This window comes from Saccharopolyspora tripterygii (assembly GCF_054778355.1).
In genome coordinates this window covers 86,846-107,111 of the sequence record NZ_BAAGZP010000016.1, presented here as the reverse complement: position 1 = coordinate 107,111, position 20,266 = coordinate 86,846, and the positions used below count along the sequence as shown (strand labels likewise).

Here is a 20,266-nt window from a genome sequence, read left to right as displayed (position 1 = left end):
TCGGGCTCCTCAAGGCGTTGAGCGCCATGGCACGCACTCCGCCGCGTCGGCGATGCGCGACACTGCCTCCGGCGCTGCACGCACCCCTGTCAGCGTCAAGCGGGACCGAGCCTCGGAGGGACCGACCTAGAGGATGTCGAGAAGGGAGACCTCTCCGTCGCTGCCCACGATGCCGAGCGGCTTGCTCGTTGCGTCGTCGACGATCGTGTCGAGGTGTTCGGCGATGTCCTCAGGGGTCGTAGCAGGGTTGGCATAGCCTTCGTTCATCGTGAGAGCGATGCGCTGCATGAGTCCGCCTTGAGTCAGGAAGGTCTCGCCGGTCACGGAGCAGTTTTCGTGAGCGAAGTAGGCGACCATCTGCGAAGCCATCGACGCGGTCATGCTCTCCTTGAGCGTTGTTTTGAGGGAGTCGGGGAGGTCGGCTTCCTCGACCATGCGGCTGTATGCCGTCGGAGCGATCGCATTCACGCGGATGCCCACCTCCTTGCCCTCCAGGGAGAGGCACCGGGTGAACCCGAAGATGGCGGCCTTGGAGGTGACGTAAGGGGTCTGGCCCTCCCACCCGACGATGGTCGGCGACGCGGTGTTGACGACGCGGCCGGAGCCGCTGGCGATCAGGTGAGGCCACGCAGCGGCGGTGATCGCGGCGGTGCCGAAGAAGTTGACCTCCATCTGGCGCCTGATCTGGTGGACGATGTCGGCCGAGCCGATCGTGGCCGGGACGTTGATGCCGGCGTTGTTCACGACGATGTCGAGCTTGCCGAACGCCTCGATCGCGGCCTGCACTACTGCTTCGGCGTTGGTGGCGACATCATCGTGGTTGGCCACGGCCTCTCCGCCGGCCTCCTTGATCTCGGCGACGACTTCGTCCGCCGGGCGCGAACTGGAGCCCGACCCGAGCGTGTCGCCACCCAGATCATTGACGAGCACACAAGCCCCGCGCGATGCGAGGAGCAGGGCGTGCGAACGTCCCAGGCCGCGCCCGCCACCAGTTACCAGTGCCACCTTGCCATCGAACCGCATCATCTTCGGCTTCTCCCTGTTGTCTTCAGGCCAGCGACGGGGATCTCTGCTCGCAGCCAACGAAATATTGTATATATTATGTTCTCAGTCAAGGGTGGCCTAGTCCCGTTGCGTGGTCGTCAGAGGTCAGGGTCTGAAGATGGTCTTGTAGGTGAGGTACGGGTCGAGGGCATGCGGCCCCAGCTCAGTGCCGAGCCCGCTGTTCTTGATCCCGCCGAACGGTGCGTCCATGGGGAACGTCGCCGTGTTGACGCCGACGGTGCCGGACTCGATCCGCTCCGCGACCGCGGTCGCGCGCTCGACGTCCGGCGAGAACACGCCGCCGCCCAGTCCGTACTCGGAGTCGTTAGCGATGGCGACCGCCTCGTCGATGGTGTCGTAGGGCATCACGGCGATCACGGGGCCGAAGATCTCTTCGCGCGCGATGCGCATGTCGTTGGTGACGTTCCGGAACAGCGTGGGCTCGACGTAGTACCCGCAGTCGAATCCGGCGGGTCGGCCGCCGCCGGTCACGACCTCTGCGCCTTCCTCGACGCCGATGCGGATGTAGGCCTCCACGCGTTCGCGCTGTGCGGCGTTGACGAGCGGGCCGTACAGGTTCGCCGGGTCCGACGGGGAGCCGAGCGGGATGGCGCGCAGCGCATCAGCGAGGAACTGCACCACTTCCTCGTACCGTGCGCGCGGGGCCAGCACGCGGGTCAGCGCTCGGCAGGTCTGTCCGGTGTTGGGAGTGCATGCCGACAGGACGAACGGGCGGAAGCTGTCGAGGTCGACGTCGTCGAGGAGGATGCCTGCCGATTTGCCGCCGAGCTCGAGCGTCACGTGCTTGAGTCCTGCGCCGCAGGTGGCGGCGATCGCCTTGCCTGCCGCGGCCGATCCGGTGAACGCGATCTTGCGCACCGCCGGGTGTTCGACGAGTGCCGCCCCGGTCTGCCGCCCACCCGTGACGACGCCGATAACCCCTGGTGGCAGGCCGACGGCGTCGAAGACCTCAGTGAGCAGGAGCGCGTCGAGCGACGTCTCCGGGGCGGGCTTGAGCACCACGGTGCAGCCCGCGGCCAGTGCCGGTCCCACCTTCCACGCGGTGAGCGGTTGCGGCCCGTTCCACGGGACGATGGCGCCGACGACGCCGACCGGTTCGCGGGTGATGATCGCGTCACCGCCGACCGTGGCCCGTCGTTCCCGCGTCTCGAGTGCGTCGGCCAGCGAAGCGAAGTAGCGGTAGTTCTCCGGGACCATGGCCTGCATCGCCCCGGCCAGGGCGATGGGGGTGCCGTTCTGCCGGGACACCAGCTCTGACATCTCGTCGATGCGGCGCTCGAACTCGTCCGCGATCGCTCGCAAGAACCCAGCCCGTTGGGCGGGTGTTAGCTCGCGCCAGGCGGGGAGCGCATCGGACGCGGCCCGGACCGCGCGGTCGACGTCGGTGGCGTCCCCGTCGGCGATGTGGCCGATGACCTCTTCTGTCGCCGGATCGATCACGTCGATGGCGGCCTGCGAGTGCGCGGGGACCCGCGCACCGGACAGATACATCTCGAGCCGGGAATCGGCTACCACGGTCATGAAGGATTTCCTCTCGCGACTTGGCGCGCGCCAGTGGTGCGGCGGACCTTGCTCGTCGGGCAGGATGTGGAGAGGCAATGGCGGCCACCTCTCCCGGGCTTGGGACATGCGCGCGACCGGGCCGGACTCGACGAGCCGGTCCGATCTGATGCCGCCGAATCCTCTACGGCCAAGCAACAGCCCTCGTGCAGGGACCGAGCGAAGTCCCGTCCTGCTCAGATTCGAAAAAAATATATAATACGGCTTCGGAGGAGGCAATAGGATCACTGCTCACCGTCGCATCGCCGGAGGTGGACCGCTCGACGAGCATCGAGTCCAGGGCAGTGGAGACGCGACCCCTCAGCATGGCGCTTCTGCTGGAGTTCGGTGGTTCGGGACGCCTCGAACTTGATCGCTTCGGCGCCGTACGAGTGTTCTTCGACCCCATAGCCACTGGCGTCGATCAAGTCCGACCGGCCGCGACTTCGTAGGTGACCGATGAGAACTTCCCGGGCAGTACAGTGCTGATCAGTCCTGCTCGGTCATGAGCACCGACTTGCCGAGCCACTGACAGGCCTGTAGCGCCAGTTCGACGTCCAACCTGTCCGTCCCAATTGGACGTCGGCGTTCATCCTCTGCTTTCTTGATGCGGTATTTCACCGTGTTGTAGTGCAGGTTCAGCACTTCGGCCGCAGCTTTGTGGCTCGATCCTCTGGACAGGAACTCTCTCAGGGTGCACCGGAGCCGTTGGGCGCTGTCGGTGTTGGCCGCGAGTGGCCCGAGGATCTCTGCGACCCATCTCTTCGTTTCCTCGATGTTCTTGCTGAGCAGGGCGATCGTCGGCAGCCCGGGCTCGTCGTAGAACGTGATGCGGCGATCAGCAGCGTCGCTGAGGAGCGCGATGTCGTGCGCGAGTTGGGCACGCTGGTGACTCTCGCGGAACCCCGAATGGCCGTGTGCCGGGGTACCGACGGCGACCGAGAGCGAGTCGGCGCGTTCGGCCACGCAACTGCGGATCTGGGAACGATCGATGGTGGACCGTCCACCCAGCGGGATCCATGCCCAGCCCGAAACTCTGTCGAACGCGACGAACAGCGGAGACCGTCGAGCCCCTGCGCAGTGCGCGATGGCGTGCGCGGCTTGTTCAAGATCCGCGATGCGCTCCTTGCCGGTGTCGGGAAGCCACAGAATCACGGCGAGGTGCTGCTGCCCCATCGCATACCCGATGTCCGCTTCGGTTTCCGGAGCCGGCGCGTCCTCCTCGCGGAGGAGTTCGCGCACTCGCACGGTGCGGAGACTGCTGCGGGTGGCGAGCCACCGCTCTCGCTCGTGCTCGTACACGTCAACCACTTGCTGGGAGATCCAGTCGATGTAGTCGGAGACCACGGAGACGATGCGATGCGCCACCGACAGACGGAGGTTCGCATCGAGGTTCGTGACCTCCACCTCGGACAGTGCGATGTCCAGCAAGGTCCTCTGGCCGAGCCGGTAGGCCCGCACGAGCGCGTTGACCGGGACACCGTGTTGGGCGAGGCGTCGTGCGTACTCCATGGCCGCAGCGGGGGCTTCCAGGTGTTCCGCGGCGATGTTGTGCTGGAGCGTGTGCAGGATGGTGTCGAGGTTGCCTTCGATGCTCGCGCCGAGAAGTTCGAGCAGCCGCGCATCGCCGCGGAGCTCGGTGATGCTTGCTTCGAGCACCTTCTTGATCGCCAGGGTTTCGGTGGTGAGACGGCGGTTGAGTTCGGCCGCCACGGCGGCCGCCCACCGGTCTACGACGTCCTGGTCGGCGTGCTCCATCCCTGTCCCCATCGAACAACGGTAGCCCGCGGTTGTCGCGCCAGGTCAACTACGACACCCGGTAGTCGTGCCGGGTCAACTACGCAGTCGAGGTGGCAGCCCACCTGACCTGCTTCGACCTTGGCCAGAGGTCAGCTCGGGGTTTGCAGGGCCAGGTTCCTCCCGTCCGCTTTTGTTTCCCGGAGACGAAGACTCCGAGATTCTTCATGATGGCAAGACATGGTGCGGATCACAGGTCGCTTCGTATCGTCGAGTTGTCACGGTTACAACGAGGTCACCAGGAAGTTTTCATGCTTCTCCAGACTTTGCCCGGTAGGCGCGCGGCGCAGGACCCCCACGGACCGGCCATCGCCGATGAATCGGTCGACCTGACGAATGCCGAATTCGCGTCGGCGGTCGCACTGGCAGCAGTTGCACTGCGTTCTAGGGGGATTTCTTCGGGAGACGTGGTCGCAATTATGATGCCGAACAGCACATCATTCGTGGTGGGCTTGTTCGCCGCATGGCATGTCGGCGCGGTGGTGACACCGGTCAACCCATCACTGGCCGCAGGTGAGGTCGCTCATCAGCTCCACGATTCGGCGGCGAAGGTCGTCGTCACGGTCCCGGAGCACCTCGCTGAGATACCGAACTCGGTGGAGGCGATCACCGACCTGGCAGCTCATCCGGGCGCGGCAGCCAATGCCCCGGAACAGGAGCTGGATTCCCGGGACTTAGCCCTGCTGATCTACACGAGCGGCACCACGGGCAGCCCCAAGGGCGTGATGCTCGACCACGGAAACCTCGGCGCGATGTGCACGATGATGATCGAGGCCTTCGGCCTGGACAGTGGATCGCACAGCTTGCTGGTCCTGCCTTTGTTCCACGTGAACGGCATCGTGGTGAGCATCCTGTCACCGCTGCTGGCGGGAGGCCGGGCCACCATCGCGGGACGGTTCGACCCGGCGTCGTTCTTCGACCGTGTCGAGCGAGCCCGCCCAACCTACTTCTCGGGCGTTCCCACGATCTACGCCAAACTGGCTGATCTGCCCAGTGGCGTCGCGCCGGACACGTCCTCTCTTGAGTTCGCGGTCTGCGGCGCCGCGCCAGCGAGCGTGGAGCTCCTCAACAAATTCGAACGGCGGTTCGACGTGCCGATCGTTGAGGGCTACGGTTTGTCCGAGGGGACATGTGCCAGCACGGTCAATCCGCTTCGCGGCATTCGCAAGCCCGGCACCGTTGGACTCCCGTTGCCGGGCCAGTCGGTCCGGATCGTCAACGCTGATGGGGAAGACCTGGACAGCGGTGGCCCTGGTGAGGTGCTCATCCACGGGCCGAACGTGATGCGTGGCTACCTCAACCGTCCCGAGGAGACCGCCGCGACTGTCACCGACGGTTGGTTGCGGACCGGCGACATCGGGTATCTGGACGATGACGGTTACCTCACCCTGGTCGACCGCGCGAAGGACATGTTGATCCGCGGCGGCGAGAACATCTATCCCAAAGAGATCGAGAACGTCGTCTACCAGTTGCCTGAGGTGTTCGAGGCGGCCGTCGTCGGCCGTCCGCACCCGGTTCTCGGCGAGGAACCCGTGCTGGTCGTCTCCCCGGCCAGCGGCGCGATCCTCGACGAGGGAGAAATTCGCGACAGCCTGGTCGGAATGATGTCCAAGTTCAAACTTCCTGCCGAGATTATTATCGTGGATTCCTTGCCCAAGAACCCGGTGGGCAAGATTGATAAGCCGTCTCTCCGGAAGCGTTTTGCGAAAAGCGAGCTGATTTAGAACCGTGCCACGACCATTTCCGCCCATGCGAAAGGTGCATGGGTGGGGCAGTGTCCCCATGCCACCAAAGGAGTTGATGATGGGGTTCAAGACGGCCGATTTCCCTCCTGTCGATGTCGAGACCTTTCTCGACAAACCGTTGCGGGAACGCATGAAGACGCTGGCCCTGCACTGGGTCGAGTACGGGTTCGGGTCGCCGAAGATGATTCACACGACCTACGGCCTCAAGGTGCTGCTGCTCTACATCCTGGGTGGAACAGCGCTGGCGACCTGGACATCAGGTGCTGGGCCGTTCTGGGATGTCCTCGCCTGGTGGGACGAGCCGGTCGTGTACCAGAAGCTCGTCCTGTGGACGGTGCTCCTCGAGGCCGTCGGTGTCTGCGGGTCGTGGGGGCCGCTGGCCGGCAAGTTCAAGCCCATGACCGGGGGAATCTTGTTCTGGGCTCGTCCCGGCACGATCCGCCTGCGCCCATGGCGGCGGGTCCCGTTCACCTCCGGTGACCGGCGAACGGGCTTCGACGTCGTCGTCTACCTGGGGTTGCTCGCTTCGCTGATCGTGGCGATCGTGCAACCCGGTGTGCCGAGTGAATCGCTGTCCGCCGTGCTGCCCGGAAACACGACGGGGCTGGTCAACGCGGTCCCGGTGATCTCAGCGGCTGTCTTGCTCGTCGTCGCCGGTCTCCGGGACAAGACGATCTTCATCGCCGCCCGCAGCGAGCAGTACCTGCCGGCAATGCTCTTCTTCGCCGTCCTTCCGTTCGGCGACATGGTGATCGCTCTCAAGCTGCTGATCATCAGCGTGTGGGTCGGGGCAGGGGTGTCGAAGTTCGGCCACCACTTCTCCAACGTCGTCCCTCCGATGGTCAGCAACAGCCCCTGCATTCCCAGCCGATGGATCAAGCGGGCGCACTACCGTGATTTCCCACGCGACATCCGCCCCTCGGGCCTCGCCCTCTTCATGGCTCACGTCGGTGGGACTTGCGTGGAGATCATCACGCCGCTCGTGCTCTTGTTCTCGACGAACTACTGGGTGACTCTCGGCGCTGTCGCCCTGATGGTGCTGTTCCACGTGTTCATCACCTCGACATTCCCGCTGGCTGTGCCGCTGGAGTGGAACGTCCTGTTCGCCTACGCCGCGGTGGTCCTGTTCCTGGGTTTCCCCAACTGGCAGGATCACGCCGTGTGGGACATGTCGTCGCCATGGCTGGCGGCCGGAATTGTCGCCGGCCTTGCGTTCTTCCCGATCTTGGGGAACCTGCGCCCGGACCTGGTGTCGTTCCTGCCGTCGATGCGCCAGTACGCCGGTAACTGGGCATCTGCGCTGTGGGCCTTCGCGCCGGGCGCTGAGGCCAAGCTCAACGGCGTGAAGAGGCCCACGACGAACCAGATCGAGCAGCTCGAAATGATGGGCTACCCGCCCAAGGTCGCTGAGATCACCTTGCAGCAGACCATCGGGTGGCGGTCGCTGCACAGCCAGGGCCGCGGCCTGTTCTCCCTGCTGTACACGCACATTCCCGACATCGACCGCTGGACCGTGCGCGAAGCTGAATTCGCGTGCAACTCCCTGGTCGGGTTCAACTTCGGTGATGGCCACCTGCACAACGAGGACCTGCTCGCCGCGGTGCAGAAGCAGTGCCAGTTCGAACCAGGCGAATTCATCGTGGTCTGGGTCGAATCGCAGGCGATCCACAGCAAGGTCCAGCACTACAAGGTCATCGACGTCGCAGAGGGTGTGATCGAGCGGGGGACGTGGAAGGTGGCTGACGCGGTGCGGGAGCAGCCCTGGTTGCCGAACGGGCCGATACCGCTGACCGTGACGTGGTCCCGCGCCTCTCGGCCGGCAACAACGACGCACCAGCGAAGCGGGCAGGCTCAGGACAACGGCACTCCGAGGACGACGGCATGAGCACCGCTGTTGTGGTGGGTGGCGGGCCGAATGGGCTCGCCGCCGCCGTGGCACTGGCCAAAGCGGGGGTGCAGGTCACGGTCCTGGAGGCTGCCGACGAAGTCGGAGGCGGTACCCGCTCCGGTGAGGGGATCCTGCCGGGATTGCTGCACGACCACTGCTCGGCGTTCCATCCAATGGCGGCAGGCTCGTCGTTTCTCAACAGTCTCGGTCTTGAGCGTTACGGGCTGTCGTGGCGCTGGTCGGAGATCGACTGCGCACACCCCCTGGACGGTGGCGACGCCGGCGTCCTGTGGCGATCAGTCGATCACACCGCCAGCGGCCTCGGCGCGGACGGAAGCAAGTGGCGGTTCCTCTTCAGTCAACCTTCTGCCGGTTACGACGCGCTCGCCGAGGACATCACCGGGCCGATGCTGCGGCTGCCCAAGCATCCGTTGCGACTTGCGCGGTTCGGCCTGCCCACCGTGCTCCCAGGTTCGGCCATCGCCCGCTGCTTCGCGACTGAACGGGCAAAGGCTCTGTTCGGCGGCGTCGCCGCGCACGCATACCAGCCGCTGCACAGGCCCCTGAGCTCCGCCATCGGGCTGGGCATCCTCACGGCGGGGCATCGGCACGGGTGGCCGGTTGCCGCCGGTGGTTCGCAGTCGATCACCACCGCCCTGGCGGCCTTGCTCTCAGATCTCGGCGGCAAGATCGAGACGGGTGTCGCAGTCAGAGACGTGTCGGAGCTGCCCGCAGCCGACGTGACATTGTTCGACCTCGCGCCCGGTGCGGTCGCGGACATCCTGGGCAACCGACTACCAGGGCGGGTAGCGCGCGCGTACAAGCATTTCCGGCACGGACCGGGAGCCTTCAAAGTCGATTTCGCAGTCGAGGGCGGAGTGCCCTGGATCAACTCCGAGGCTCGGCGGGCCGGCACGGTTCACGTCGGTGGCAGCTTTGCTGAGATCGCCGCTGCCGAGCGCGACATTCATGCGGGACGCATGCCTGACCGTCCGTTCGTTCTCGTCGGCCAGCAGTACCTCGCCGACCCGCAGCGTTCGGTGGGAAACACCCATCCGCTATGGACCTACGCGCACGTTCCGAACGGCTACACCGGTAACGCGACCGAGGCGATCATCGCGCAGATCGAGCGGTTCGCGCCGGGTTTCCGCGATCGGATCGTGGGCCAGTCGGCGCGCACGACGACTGAGACAGCTGTTCACAACCCGAACTTCGTCGGCGGGGACATCCTCACGGGCGCCAAGGACATGACTCAGCTGATCCTGGGGCCGCGTCCGACGCTCAACCCCTACAGCGCGGGAATACCGGGCGTCTACATCTGCTCAGCGGCCACTCCGCCAGGTCCTGGAGCACATGGCATGTGCGGATCACATGCGGCCCGTGAAGCCCTGCATTACCTGGAGCGCCGAAGCTGAGCGGGAACCAGCACGAGCAGAGTTCATCGACAACGCAATCGAAGTGCTTGAGCTGTCGCCGACATCGGTGACGCTTCGAGCCTCACGGTCGACTGGTCGGGTTTGTGTGGGGGTCCCGAGCACGTTGATCGACCGATCGCATGCCAGGGCGCTACGGCGCTTGTTCCACGAAGGGAAGGCACATGGCTGAACTGCCACTGAGCGGACGTACCGTTCTGATGTCGGGTGGAAGCCGCGGCATCGGTTTGGCAATCGCCGTGCGCGTTGCTCGTGCGGGCGCGAACGTTGCGTTCATCGCTAAGACCGATGAGCCAGATCCGCGCATTCCCGGTACGGTGCACACCGCAGCGGCGGAGATCGAGGAAGCTGGCGGGAAGGCTCTGCCGATCATCGGTGACATCCGGGACGAGCACGCAGTCCGCGGTGCGGTGACGCAAGTCGTCGACGCATTCGGAGGCATCGACTTCGTCGTCAACAATGCCTCCGCGATCGCTCTCCAGGGTTTCGGGGAACTACCGATCAAGCGGTACGATCTCATGCTCGACGTCAACGCCCGGGGCGCGTTCGTCCTGACTTCTTCTGCGTTGCCGCATTTGCTCCGTTCAGACGACCCGCGAGTATTGACCTTGTCGCCTCCGATCAACCTGGACCGCAAGTGGTTCGCCGCGCACGCGCCGTACACCGCGAGCAAGTACGCGATGACGATGCTGACCATGGGGCTGGCGGAGGAATATCGGGATCAAGGCATTGTCGCTAACTGCCTGTGGCCAGCCACGCTCATCGCAACGGCAGCGGTGCGCAATGTCGTTGCTGGGGATGGCGGTGTGCGCTCCTCGCGCCGACCGGAGATCATGGCGGACGCTGCGGAGGTGCTGCTGACCCAGCCGACCTCCGCAGGGAGCGGCGAGTGCTACATCGACTCCGAGGTTCTGCGAGCGGCCGGGGTCACCGACCTGTCGGCCTACGCCTACGACGGGGCCAGCGAGGCCGACCTGTCGCCGGATCTTTTCCTTTGATGCCGTTTTTGACGCGGAATCATGCGCTGAGGACTTGATGGAATCCTCGTGTTCCATTTTCTGCTGCTGGAGACGGGTTTGAGCACTTGCTCTTCGAATGACACGGCCGAGCTCATTTCTACGCCGCGGGGACATCCACGTACCCGCATATCCCTAAGAGAACTCGTGCCCGAAAGTCGTGATTTCGATCTTTTCCGCACCACCGTGGAGCACGATGATCTACGGCGAGCGCTGCGTGAGTGCCCGAGACCGCGGGATCGTCGTTAGCTGCGCGATCCGAGCGAGGACGTCGTCCTGGGTCGCATCCGCGTTCAGGTGCTGGTGGGAGTAGGGCACTCCGAGTTCGTCGGCGAGGCGGCGCAGGCGACGTTCGTAGGCGGCCGAGCTGTACTCCTCGCCGACCACCACGGTGGCGAGGCCGATTCCGAGTCCTTCTGCGCGGAGACGGTGGACGTCTTCTTCCAGGCTCGCCTTGAACCACAGCCGCGCGGTCCGCCGAGCTGCCCTAGACAGCCACCGTGAGCGATGTCGCCGGAACGCGCTTCGGACCTGCTATGACGGTTGAAACCAGCCCATCCTGAGGAATCACCCTGATGACCGGACCACGACTTGCCGACCGTCGTGGCCCAGATAGGTCAAGTGACGTAGCCGTGGATTTGGCTTGCGCGATTGGTTCAGTGCATATCGAATTTGATCGAGGTGGTGTTTGCGTCGCTTCGATGGATCGCGTGGGCTCTGCGCAGTTAGGTGGCGACCAAGACAACGCCCGCGAAGTGAGGTGGGGAAGTTGGGAGCCGCAGAGCGGTTGGTAGTGGGGCTGCTGTTGGGTTGGGTGGTGTTGGTTCGGCTGCTCTGTTCGGGTGGACGTGGGGTGGTTCGTTGTCATGGGTGCGGGCGTTGTGTGTCTCGGCTTTGAGGAAAGGGGCCGAGATGGGTGGGTTGAGTGGTTCGGGTTTTGTGGATGCTGTGGCGGGCCGTCGTCGTGGGCTGCGCTCGGCGGCGGAGCCTGTGGGTGGTGTGCGGTTTGCGTTTTATGGGCGGATGTCGACCAGTGAGTTTCAGGATGCGGGGACGTCGCGTGGGTGGCAGCGGGCGGTGGCGGAGGAGTTGGTTGAGGGTGTCGGTGTGATCGTGGCTGACTTCTTTGATGAGGGCTGGTCGCGGAGGTGGTCGTGGTGGGATCGGCCTGCCGCGGCCGCCCTGTTGACGGCGGCGGAGGATCGGGGCCGTGAGTTCGATGCGGTGGTGGTGGGTGAGTACGAGCGTGCTTTCTATGGTGATCAGTTCCGAGACGTTGTGGCCCGGCTAAACGAGCTCGGGGTGCAAGTCTGGCTACCCGAGGCCGGCGGGCCGGTCGAGCTGGACAGCCCGGTTCATGAGGCGTTGATGGCGTTGCTGGGCGCGCAGGCGCAGCGCGAGGTGGTGCGGGCTCGGTATCGGGTGAAGGCGTCGATGGCGGCCCAGGTGCGGTCGCAGGGGCGTTTTCTGGGTGGTCGGCCGCCGTATGGGTATCGGTTGGCTGATGGTGGGCCGCATCCAAACGCGGTGCATGCGCGGTGGGGGCGGCGGGTGCATGTGTTGGAGCCGGATCCGGTGACCGCGCCGTGGGTGCGGTGGATGTTTGCCGAGCGTGCTCGTGGTCGGTCGGTGGCGTCGTTGGCGCGGGAGCTCAACGAGCGTGGTGTGCCGTGCCCGGCCGGGGCGGATCAGGTCCGGAATCGGCACCGGGCGGGGCAGCGGTGGATCGCACGAACCGTTGGGGGGATTTTGGAGAATCCGCGGTATACGGGTCGGCAGGTCTGGAACCGGCAGACAACCCAGGGCCACGGTGCCGGGGGACGGGCAAGCGGCAGGGGCTCAGGGGCGGTGCGTGCGAACTCGGTGAACGACTGGGAGGTATCCGAGGGGTTGGCTCATGCGCCGTTGGTTGATGAGGCGACGTTTGTCGCCGTTCAGCGGGTACGTGCCGCGCGACCTACCAAGACCGGTGACACGCGTGAGTATGTGCTGGCCGGGTTGGTGGTGTGTGGTGAGTGCGGTCGTCGGATGGATGCGCACTGGGTGCACGGCCGTGCGGGGTATCGCTGTCGTCATGGTTACACCACCGCCACACCACGGCCGGAGGAGGCACCCCGCAACGTCTACGTCCGTGAGGACCATCTCCGCGATGTCTTACCAGGGTTGCTTAGCCAGCAAGAGTGGGAACTACCGGAGGATGCTCTGGGCCTGGAGATCGGTGAGTATCTCGCGAGCAACGGGCTGGAAGTGGTGTGCGGTCACGGAAGCTGGGAGCTCAAGCCGACGCCACACCACGCGACCGCGGGACCGATGGTGGCACCTGGCCAGATGACCCTAGGGCTCGACATGAACCCTATCCCCAAGTCCTGGGAGAGAAGATCAGCTTTCAGCGATGATGATCCCTGATCACGGATCTAGAAGATCCGTGGGGTAAAAGAGTGTCCGAGACTCGATCCCGCAAGTGCGTGCGATTTCCCGTGTTTGGTGAAATCACACCAAAACTGTAGCAGGCGGTGACCTGTTCGTGGGACGAGTATGCGTCGGCGTGTGTGGGGCGCGTCCCGCGAGGTTTGTCGGCGTGTTGCTGCCATCGTTGTCGTCTAGTCACGCGGCGTGCCCGGCGCTCCTCGGAGTCGGCGTGTTGCTGTCAGCGCTGGACAGTCCGCAGGGTTGGGCAGCCGGCTGTGTGAGGTTGGCGGGTGAGGTTGCGGCTATTCGGGTGGTTGTGGCTGCGGGCGCCGTCATGGGGATGGTGCACCGGCGTTCCAGGGCTGGTCGGTCAGTTCTGGATGTGAGGTGCGTTGTCATTGAGACGGGGTCTTTTGAAATATCGGGTCGTCGTCGGAGGCAGCGTGGGGTGGGTGTGCGGTTTGCGTTTTACGGGCGGATGTCGACCAGGGAGTTTCAGCATCGGGAGGTCGCCGAGGCCACGATCGCTGGGTGTGGGGTGGTCGTGGAGGAGTTTTTCCGGTAGGTGATGACCTTGATGCGGTAGAGCAGTCGCCGGCGATGTCGACCCCCGGTTGCAAACCGCTTTGATCTGGCGGGAACCTTGCCCTTGCCGGTTCTCGGCTACGCACCGTGCGGTGCGCACGAGCTGTCGACCGAGTCAACTGGGCAGGGCCTTGGCGTCTTCGGACAACCCACGCGGAAGCCCCGCCGCCATGCGCTATGCCGTACGCGCCGAAAAGTGTCAATCGGGACATAGCTTCCATCAGCCGCGGCATGCCTGGCTGTCCGGGAAGGCTTGTGGTGCACGGTGCACCGTGACGATGCGCATCTTGGTCGGGGCTGTCGTAGTCGCGAGAATGCCACCGCGCGCACCGTTGAGACCCCCATCACACGTCGGAAGTGTCTGCGCGGGCCGGTAGCGACGACGCCGACTTCGAACGGGAGTGAATCGCAATGGCAGGAGCAAATGACGCCTTATTGGACGCGGCAAGCGGCGTCCCAGCTGAAGCCGCACGCAAACGGGGGCCACTGATCGCGGTCGCCGCAGTCCTCTGCACCGTGACCCAAGCAATCAACTTCATGCTGACGCCTCTCCTGCCTCTGATGCAGAGCCACTTTGCCATCGGCGTAGCGGCGGCGACGTGGATCTTCACCGCAATGACCATGGGCGCCGGCGCTGGCTTTGTGCTGGTTCCGCGCCTACAAGACGTCGTCGGGGACCGCACGATGCTGCTGTGGTCGGGAGCCATTCTCACGGCGGGTGCCTTGATTCCCGCGGTCAGCGATTCGTATCTGGGGCTGCTGGCCGGAGCTGCGCTGCTCGGATTCGGCAGTGCGGCGCAGATGCTCCCGCTCGGCTTCCTGCGCCGCCATCTTCCCGGTCGTTCGGTCGCCACCGCGGTCAGTGTGCTCATCATGGCCACCGGAACCGGGGTGGTTGCGGGCATGGTGGGCGGCGGCCTATCGGTGAAGTACCTGTCGCTGTCGACGTTCTTCTACATCCTCGCGGCGGCGTTCGCGGCGACCACCGTGGCTCTCCTGGTCGTTGTTCCCCGCTGGCGTCCCGCTTCCTCGGAGCGGATCGGCGTGCTGGGAACGATCTGGATGATCGCTTGGGTGACTGTGGTGCTGCTCGCGATGGCGCAGGTAAATGTCTGGGGGAACGTGTGCTATCTGATTCTCACCGTCGGCCTGCTGGGCGGTGCTGCCTGGGTGGCGTTCGAGCGCAAGTCAGCCACCGCCGTTTTCGACCTGGCCATGTTGAAAAAGCCCTTTGCCACGACCGCCTGCGTCGCGTCATTTCTGTTTGGCGCCGTCGATGCGGGTTTCGTGCTGCTGGTGACGTACTACACTCAGACACCCGCCGAAGTCGGATACGGGCTGGGAACCGACGCTCTGGGGACCAGCCTCTTGGTACTCCCCTTTGCGCTGACCATGTTCATCAGCGGCCGGGCCGCTGAACAAATGGTGCAGCGGGGCCGGCCCGGACTTATCCTGGCCGCTGGCGCGGTGGTGTGTGGGCTCGGCCTGGTATGGCTCGCATTCGCCCATGATCACGCGTGGCAATACCTGGTCGGCTCGGCCATCGTCGGTCTCGGGAGCCGGGCCGGATACAGCGGATCGTTCGCCATCCCGCAGCTTGTGGTCCACGAAGACCAGGCGGGGATGGCTGCCGGCATCCCGGCGACGGTCATGATGGTCGGCGCCGCTCTCGGGTCTGCCGTCACCACCATCATCCTGTCGCTCGCGGCCGTTCCGCACTTTGACGGAGTGCCCCAGAGCTACCTGTACACCGTGGGATACCTGATCAACGCCGTCTTCGCGGCGGGAATCGTTGCCGTGACCATGGTGTCGTCGGTGCGCCATCCGGGCGCCTTCAAAGCTCTGATGAAACAGAGCTCGGCAGTCCTGACGAGCTAGGGACACGCACAGTCCGTATCCTGCGCAGCCAGCGATGCGGCCGAGCGCCCGTAGGCGGCCGACCCACATTCGACGGGTCGAGCCGCCGCTCGGCGGGCGGATCCAATGCGACGAAACCTCAGGAGTCGAACGGTACGGATAGTGTGCCCCACTGAGGCAGCGATCATCGCCCGTCAGCGAGGTGACGCCTGCTTCAGACGTCGTGCGGCGACCAGGCCTGACAGGCTGGCGCCGACGACGATCACATCGATGGTGTCGTCTGCAAGCAGTTTCTGCTCCAACGGGGCGCGGCTTCAGCGCGGTAGACTTCGCGGGTGATGGCGAGCAAGCTCGGAGCGAACGTGCTGAAGGCGGTGGCCACCCAGCGCAGCTGCTTGCCGATGCTCGATCCGTCCGGACTGTTGAGGGTTCCGGTGATCTCGTAGACCACGCCGATGGCGTCGCCGTCGACGTGTGCGGCCCCAACGGACTCGTCAGGGAACATCTCGTCCAGGAAGCCCGCCAGACGGTCGCTCCCAGCCGCTTCCCCAGTCGTGCCGTCAACGAGGACACAGCTGTCGTCGAAGTAGCCCAGTACGCGCTCGACGTCATAGTCGGCGACGGCCGAGCAGACACTTCTGATGGTGTGTCCGGCATAGCTCTCGGCGACTGCGTCGATGCTTGCCATGGCGCTCTCACTCCTGTGGCGGTGCACTGTTCGCCACGCCCGCCTCCGGTCAGACCGACGCAGCAAGCGGACGAGCGCGCCAAATCCGAGCTCGCCCCCGTCCGGCCGTCTCCGCGGCGTCCAACACCTTTGCCGTCTGAACGAGGTGTGTGCTTCTGGTCTTCGCCGCGCACGGCAACGGTGCACGTTCCTTGCCGCTTGGGCGAAAGTGGTGATAGTCGCCTGGTCGGTCGTGAAATCCTCGGTATCAACAGCGGCGATGTCGTTTGTGGTGTAGGCCAGCTGCAGGTGCAGTACCAGTCGTCGACCGGGGAGGGGGCGTCAGCGCGGCTTTGTACGTGGTCGTACAGACTAAGATTAGCGGTGCAGCCCGGGCTGCGTCCTGGATCGATTCGACCGGCGTGATGCCCGAGCATGCCAGTGTTGATGAGCGCTCGTGGGTCCGGTTCCAGGCATCTACCGTGCCTCCGTTGTGTGCCAGTGTCCTGGGCGAGCGCTCCATCATCAGACCGCATCCGATGACGGTGACGTCGTCGGTGGGCTTGCCCGGTGGTCCCGGGTCTGGCGGTGTCATCCTGATCTCCTACCGAACGTCGGCGGTCTGTCGGCTCGGACGAAGGATGATGGAGTACAGCAGCACCGCGAGGACAAGCCCGACGAGACAGCTGATGTCGGCGCCGAGCACCTCCGCCACCGGTCCCTGGTAGATGCTCAGGTTCATGAACGGCACTTGCGCGACGATGCTCACCGCGAAGATGGCGATCGTCGGAATGTTATAGCGCCCGTAGCGGCCGTTCGGGTCGAACACGTCCTCGATGACATAGTCGCCTCGGCGGATGAAGTAGAAGTCCACAAGGTTGATCGCGGTCCAGGGAACGAGGACGTAGACCTGCGCGACGAGGATGTCGCCGAAGAAGGTGAAAAAGTCGTCCTGGGTGGCGACGGCGATCCCGGTGCCAAGGAGCGCGATCGCACCCATCACCATGAACTTTGTCCTCGGCGGGATGACGTCCATGTTCCGGAAACCGCTGAAGATGGCCACCGTCGACATGTACCCGCTGTACAGGCACAGCACGTTGAATAACATCACGCCGATCAAGATCAGGCACATCGCCGGGTACGCGAATCGGCCGAACAACCCGGCCACGCCCAGGGCCGGGCTTGCGGTGATGTCGATCGCGGCGGTGGCGGCAAGCGCGCCGACGATCATGACCAGTGTCGAACCCATAGCCTGGCCCAGGTAGCTGTAGGTGAAGGTGTCGCGCGAGCGCACGTCGGCGGGCAGGTAGCGCGAGTAGTCGGCGACGAACGGGCCGAAGCCCAGTGACCAGGAGAACGCCTGGGTCGCCACCAGGAGGAACGTTGCGAACGTGTAGTCCATGGTCGGCGGGGCTGTCACACCGGCGTCGACCTGGTCGGTGAACAGGACGATGACGGCGATCGTGCCAAGCAGGGCGGCGGAGATCCACGACATCAGGGTGCCGATGCGGTGGATCAGCTCGTACCCAAAGAAGGCCACGACGAACGTGACCAGGCCGAAGACGATCAGTGCCGCGCTGTGGCCGACAGGAAGGATGTGTTCGACAGCGTCGCGCATCATCACCGCGTTAGCGGCGAAGAAGAGCACGTAGGCGACCACCACGGCCAGCAAAGGCAAGGCCGCCCCGTACACGCCGAACTGCGCGCGGCTCTGAATCATCTGCGGTACGCCCAGGTGCGGCCCCTGTGTGGAGTGCGCAGCCATGAAGACGGCGCCGGAGAGGTTGCCGACGACGAGACCGAGGATCACCCAGAAGAGGCCGAGGCCGCCGACGACGCCGAGAGTGCCCACGATCATGGCCGTTACCTGCATGTTCGCGCTGAACCACAGGGTGAAGAGCCTCTTCGGGCTGCCGTAGCGTTCGCTGAGCGGAACGAAGTCGATGCTGTGCTTCTCTGGCTTCATAGCAACCTCACCGGGACATTAAGTGTTTCCCACCAAAAAGCTTCTCGCCGCACTGATGAGCGCGCCGATCATGGTGATCCCCAAGAACTGATAGAGAAAGTCGCAAATACAATAGAATCGGCCGGGCAGCAGCTTATTAAACCCGGGTGCTCGAAAATATCGAACTTCCTGCACAGTTCGGATACCAAGAACGCAAAGATTGTCAACAGTGCCAACGTGCGGACGATGGAGACCCAGCCGAGCGAACGGAAACGCGCAGAATGCTGCACGGTTTCGCGGCCGGAGGCATACGCACCCCCGATCGCCACGTACTGGAATACGAGGCCGGCAAGAACGGTTCGTTCGAATATGCTCGGCTTGCTGTCGGACTTCGGAGTCGCCGGCGGCACCAATCCCTCCCGTCGGCGGGCCGGGGATGACACGGTTGACCTTTCCGCATCAGGCGTCCGCGGCCGGTTCTCCCTGGCCGAGCATCACGTGCTTGGTCCGCGTGTAGTCGTCGAGTGCGTAGATCGAGTTGTCGCGGCCGTATCCGGATTTGCCGAAACCGACCCACGGCATCTCGGTGATGAAGGCGAGGTGGTTGTTCACCCACACCGATCCGAAGTCCAGGCCCTCGGTGAAGCGCATCGCGCGCCCCAGGTCGGCCGTCCAGATCGAGGCCGCAAGGCCGTACTCGACATCGTTGGCCTTGGCCAACGCCTCGGCCTCGGTCGAGAACGTCTCCACCGAGATCACCGGCCCGAAGACCTCTTCTCGTGCCATCTCCGAGCCTGGTGCGATTTCAGCGAGAACCGTTGCGGGGTAGAAGAATCCGGGTCCCTCGGGCACCTGACCTCCGACGACGACGCGGGCTCCGTCTGCGCAGGCTCGTTCCACCATGCCGGCCACCCGCTCCCGCTGGGATGCGCTGATCAGGGGACCGAGATCGAAATCGTCACCGGAGGCAGCGTTGCCACTGGTCAGGGCGCCCGCCGCCGATGCCAGCGCTTCGATGACACGCTCCTGCACATCCCGATGACAGATCACTCGGGTCGCCGCACCACAGTCCTGACCGGCGTTGGCGTAGGCAGCCGCCGCGATTGTCCGGGTGAAGAGCTCGAGATCCACGTCGGGAAACACGATCACGGGCGCCTTGCCGCCGAGCTCGAGGTGGACACGCTTGACAGTGGCGGCAGCGGCGTTGGCGACTAGTTGCCCGGAGCGGATGCTCCCGGTCAACGCGACCATGTCGATGTCGTCGTGGCTGCTGATCGCGTTACCGACGACTGCGCCGTCACCCGCCACGACGTTCAACACTCCGTCGGGCAGGATGCCGGACGCGAGGTCAGCAAGAACGAGTGTGCTCAGGGGGGTCAGGGCGGCGGGCTTGAGCACCAGGGTGTTGCCGGCAGCGAGGATCGGGGCGATCTTCCATGCCGCCATCAGAAGGGGAAAGTTCCACGGTGTGATCGCACCGACCACACCGACCGGCTCCCGGCGGATGTAGGACAGCTGGCCGTCGGTGTACTGGCCGGCTGCCGGTGCTTGGGCCGTGCGTGCGGCTCCGGCTTGGAACCGGAGTCCATCGGAGACGAACGGAATCTCGAACGCCGCATCGGCGAGGGACTTGCCGACGTTGAGCGCCTCGAGCGCCGCCAGCAGGTCGGCGTTGGCGTCGATGGCGTCGGCGTATCGGTTCAGGATTTCGAAGCGCGCTCCCGGGGTGAGTTTCGACCAACCCTGCTGCGCCCCACGGGCGGCACGGACTGCCGCGTCGACATCTGCGGCAGTTCCATGGGGAGCGGTGCCCAGTCGGGTTCCCGTGGCGGGTGTGAGCACCTCGAGGGTCTCCGCGCTCGTACTGTCGACGAACCGGCCGCCGATGTAGTGCGCGCACGGCAGCTGATCGATGCGTCGCTGCGCCTCGGTGAGGATGGCCTTGGATGTCATCGCTTGCTCCGATCCAGTCGGTCGGCGGCGGGCGTGGGCACGTACGTCGGTCCGAGCGCGAGCACCGGCGCGAGCAGCTCGTCATCGACTGTCTGCTCGGGTGTCGCCTCCGCCACGGGGATGCGTCGCTGCCCCGGGTAGCCGACGGCTTCCCGGGCCTCGGACGACATGTAGTACGTGCAGGTGAGGAAGAGCCAGGCTGCCTCGACTAAGTCGGGCGGCCACTCGGCGACCACGTCAGCGGTCAGCACATCCACTTCTCCGGCGAGCTCGGCAAGGTGAGCGAAGGCTCCGGCCAGCTCGGCGTTGGCCTGCATCGCGCGACTCAGGAGTACCTCGTAGTCGGGAAGCGAGGTCATGCGGGGAG

15 protein-coding genes are annotated in these 20,266 nt (G+C 64.9%); 6 read left to right on the top strand and 9 right to left on the bottom strand.

Annotated elements, in window-relative coordinates:
• Positions 1-126 precede the first annotated feature (126 nt).
• From ACYVF3_RS13245 to ACYVF3_RS13235, 3 genes are all read right to left on the bottom strand, one after another.
• Positions 127-1,026 (bottom strand): SDR family NAD(P)-dependent oxidoreductase, encoded by a 900-nt coding sequence (locus tag ACYVF3_RS13245; RefSeq protein ID WP_281458054.1) that lies wholly within the window; start codon positions 1,024-1,026, stop codon positions 127-129.
• Positions 1,027-1,149: 123 nt separating this feature from the next.
• Positions 1,150-2,586: an aldehyde dehydrogenase gene (locus tag ACYVF3_RS13240; RefSeq protein WP_461154533.1), complete on the bottom strand. Its 1,437-nt coding sequence runs from the start codon at positions 2,584-2,586 to the stop codon at positions 1,150-1,152.
• 507 nt (positions 2,587-3,093) lie between these two features.
• Positions 3,094-4,362, bottom strand: a complete 1,269-nt coding sequence (locus ACYVF3_RS13235) for a PucR family transcriptional regulator (protein WP_461154532.1) — start codon at positions 4,360-4,362, stop codon at positions 3,094-3,096.
• A gap of 290 nt (positions 4,363-4,652) precedes the next feature.
• Between ACYVF3_RS13235 and ACYVF3_RS13230 the strand changes: the two genes are divergently transcribed.
• From ACYVF3_RS13230 to ACYVF3_RS13215, 4 genes are all read left to right on the top strand, one after another.
• Complete coding sequence (locus ACYVF3_RS13230; protein ID WP_281458057.1) at positions 4,653-6,125, top strand: class I adenylate-forming enzyme family protein; 1,473 nt, start codon at positions 4,653-4,655, stop codon at positions 6,123-6,125.
• Positions 6,126-6,204: 79 nt separating this feature from the next.
• The gene (locus ACYVF3_RS13225; RefSeq protein WP_281458058.1) at positions 6,205-8,031 is read left to right on the top strand and encodes a DUF3556 domain-containing protein; all 1,827 of its coding nucleotides are present in this window, start codon (positions 6,205-6,207) and stop codon (positions 8,029-8,031) included.
• The gene (locus tag ACYVF3_RS13220) at positions 8,028-9,449 is read left to right on the top strand and encodes a phytoene desaturase family protein (protein ID WP_461154531.1); all 1,422 of its coding nucleotides are present in this window, start codon (positions 8,028-8,030) and stop codon (positions 9,447-9,449) included. Before ACYVF3_RS13225 ends, ACYVF3_RS13220 begins: the two co-directional genes overlap by 4 nt.
• A gap of 182 nt (positions 9,450-9,631) precedes the next feature.
• Positions 9,632-10,465 (top strand): SDR family oxidoreductase, encoded by an 834-nt coding sequence (locus ACYVF3_RS13215; RefSeq protein ID WP_281458060.1) that lies wholly within the window; start codon positions 9,632-9,634, stop codon positions 10,463-10,465.
• A 219-nt stretch (positions 10,466-10,684) separates the two neighbouring features.
• On the opposite strand, the gene ACYVF3_RS13210 is transcribed toward ACYVF3_RS13215, so the two are convergent.
• The gene (locus ACYVF3_RS13210) at positions 10,685-10,930 is read right to left on the bottom strand and encodes a tetrahydrofolate dehydrogenase/cyclohydrolase catalytic domain-containing protein (protein ID WP_281458113.1); all 246 of its coding nucleotides are present in this window, start codon (positions 10,928-10,930) and stop codon (positions 10,685-10,687) included.
• 465 nt (positions 10,931-11,395) lie between these two features.
• On the opposite strand from ACYVF3_RS13210, the gene ACYVF3_RS13205 reads away from it, so the two are divergent.
• Together ACYVF3_RS13205 and ACYVF3_RS13200 are read left to right on the top strand one after the other, a co-directional pair.
• Positions 11,396-12,889 carry a recombinase family protein gene (locus ACYVF3_RS13205; RefSeq protein ID WP_461154530.1) on the top strand — a complete coding sequence of 498 codons (1,494 nt, stop codon included), beginning with the start codon at positions 11,396-11,398 and terminating at the stop codon, positions 12,887-12,889.
• 1,104 nt (positions 12,890-13,993) lie between these two features.
• The gene (locus ACYVF3_RS13200) at positions 13,994-15,355 is read left to right on the top strand and encodes an MFS transporter (protein WP_461154529.1); all 1,362 of its coding nucleotides are present in this window, start codon (positions 13,994-13,996) and stop codon (positions 15,353-15,355) included.
• A 241-nt stretch (positions 15,356-15,596) separates the two neighbouring features.
• Here the strand turns inward: ACYVF3_RS13200 and ACYVF3_RS13195 are convergent, their stop codons facing one another.
• The 5 genes from ACYVF3_RS13195 to ACYVF3_RS13175 form a co-directional block, all read right to left on the bottom strand.
• On the bottom strand, positions 15,597-16,022 hold the full coding sequence (locus ACYVF3_RS13195; protein WP_461154528.1) for a nuclear transport factor 2 family protein: 426 nt from the start codon (positions 16,020-16,022) through the stop codon (positions 15,597-15,599).
• Positions 16,023-16,269: 247 nt separating this feature from the next.
• The gene (locus ACYVF3_RS13190; protein ID WP_461154527.1) at positions 16,270-16,596 is read right to left on the bottom strand and encodes an NAD(P)-binding domain-containing protein; all 327 of its coding nucleotides are present in this window, start codon (positions 16,594-16,596) and stop codon (positions 16,270-16,272) included.
• A gap of 9 nt (positions 16,597-16,605) precedes the next feature.
• Positions 16,606-17,967: a purine-cytosine permease family protein gene (locus tag ACYVF3_RS13185; RefSeq protein ID WP_461154526.1), complete on the bottom strand. Its 1,362-nt coding sequence runs from the start codon at positions 17,965-17,967 to the stop codon at positions 16,606-16,608.
• 438 nt (positions 17,968-18,405) lie between these two features.
• The gene (locus ACYVF3_RS13180) at positions 18,406-19,899 is read right to left on the bottom strand and encodes an aldehyde dehydrogenase family protein (RefSeq protein WP_461154525.1); all 1,494 of its coding nucleotides are present in this window, start codon (positions 19,897-19,899) and stop codon (positions 18,406-18,408) included.
• On the bottom strand, positions 19,896-20,258 hold the full coding sequence (locus ACYVF3_RS13175; RefSeq protein ID WP_461154524.1) for a hypothetical protein: 363 nt from the start codon (positions 20,256-20,258) through the stop codon (positions 19,896-19,898). The genes ACYVF3_RS13180 and ACYVF3_RS13175 overlap by 4 nt, the downstream gene beginning before the upstream one ends.
• Between the last annotated feature and the right edge of the window lie 8 nt (positions 20,259-20,266).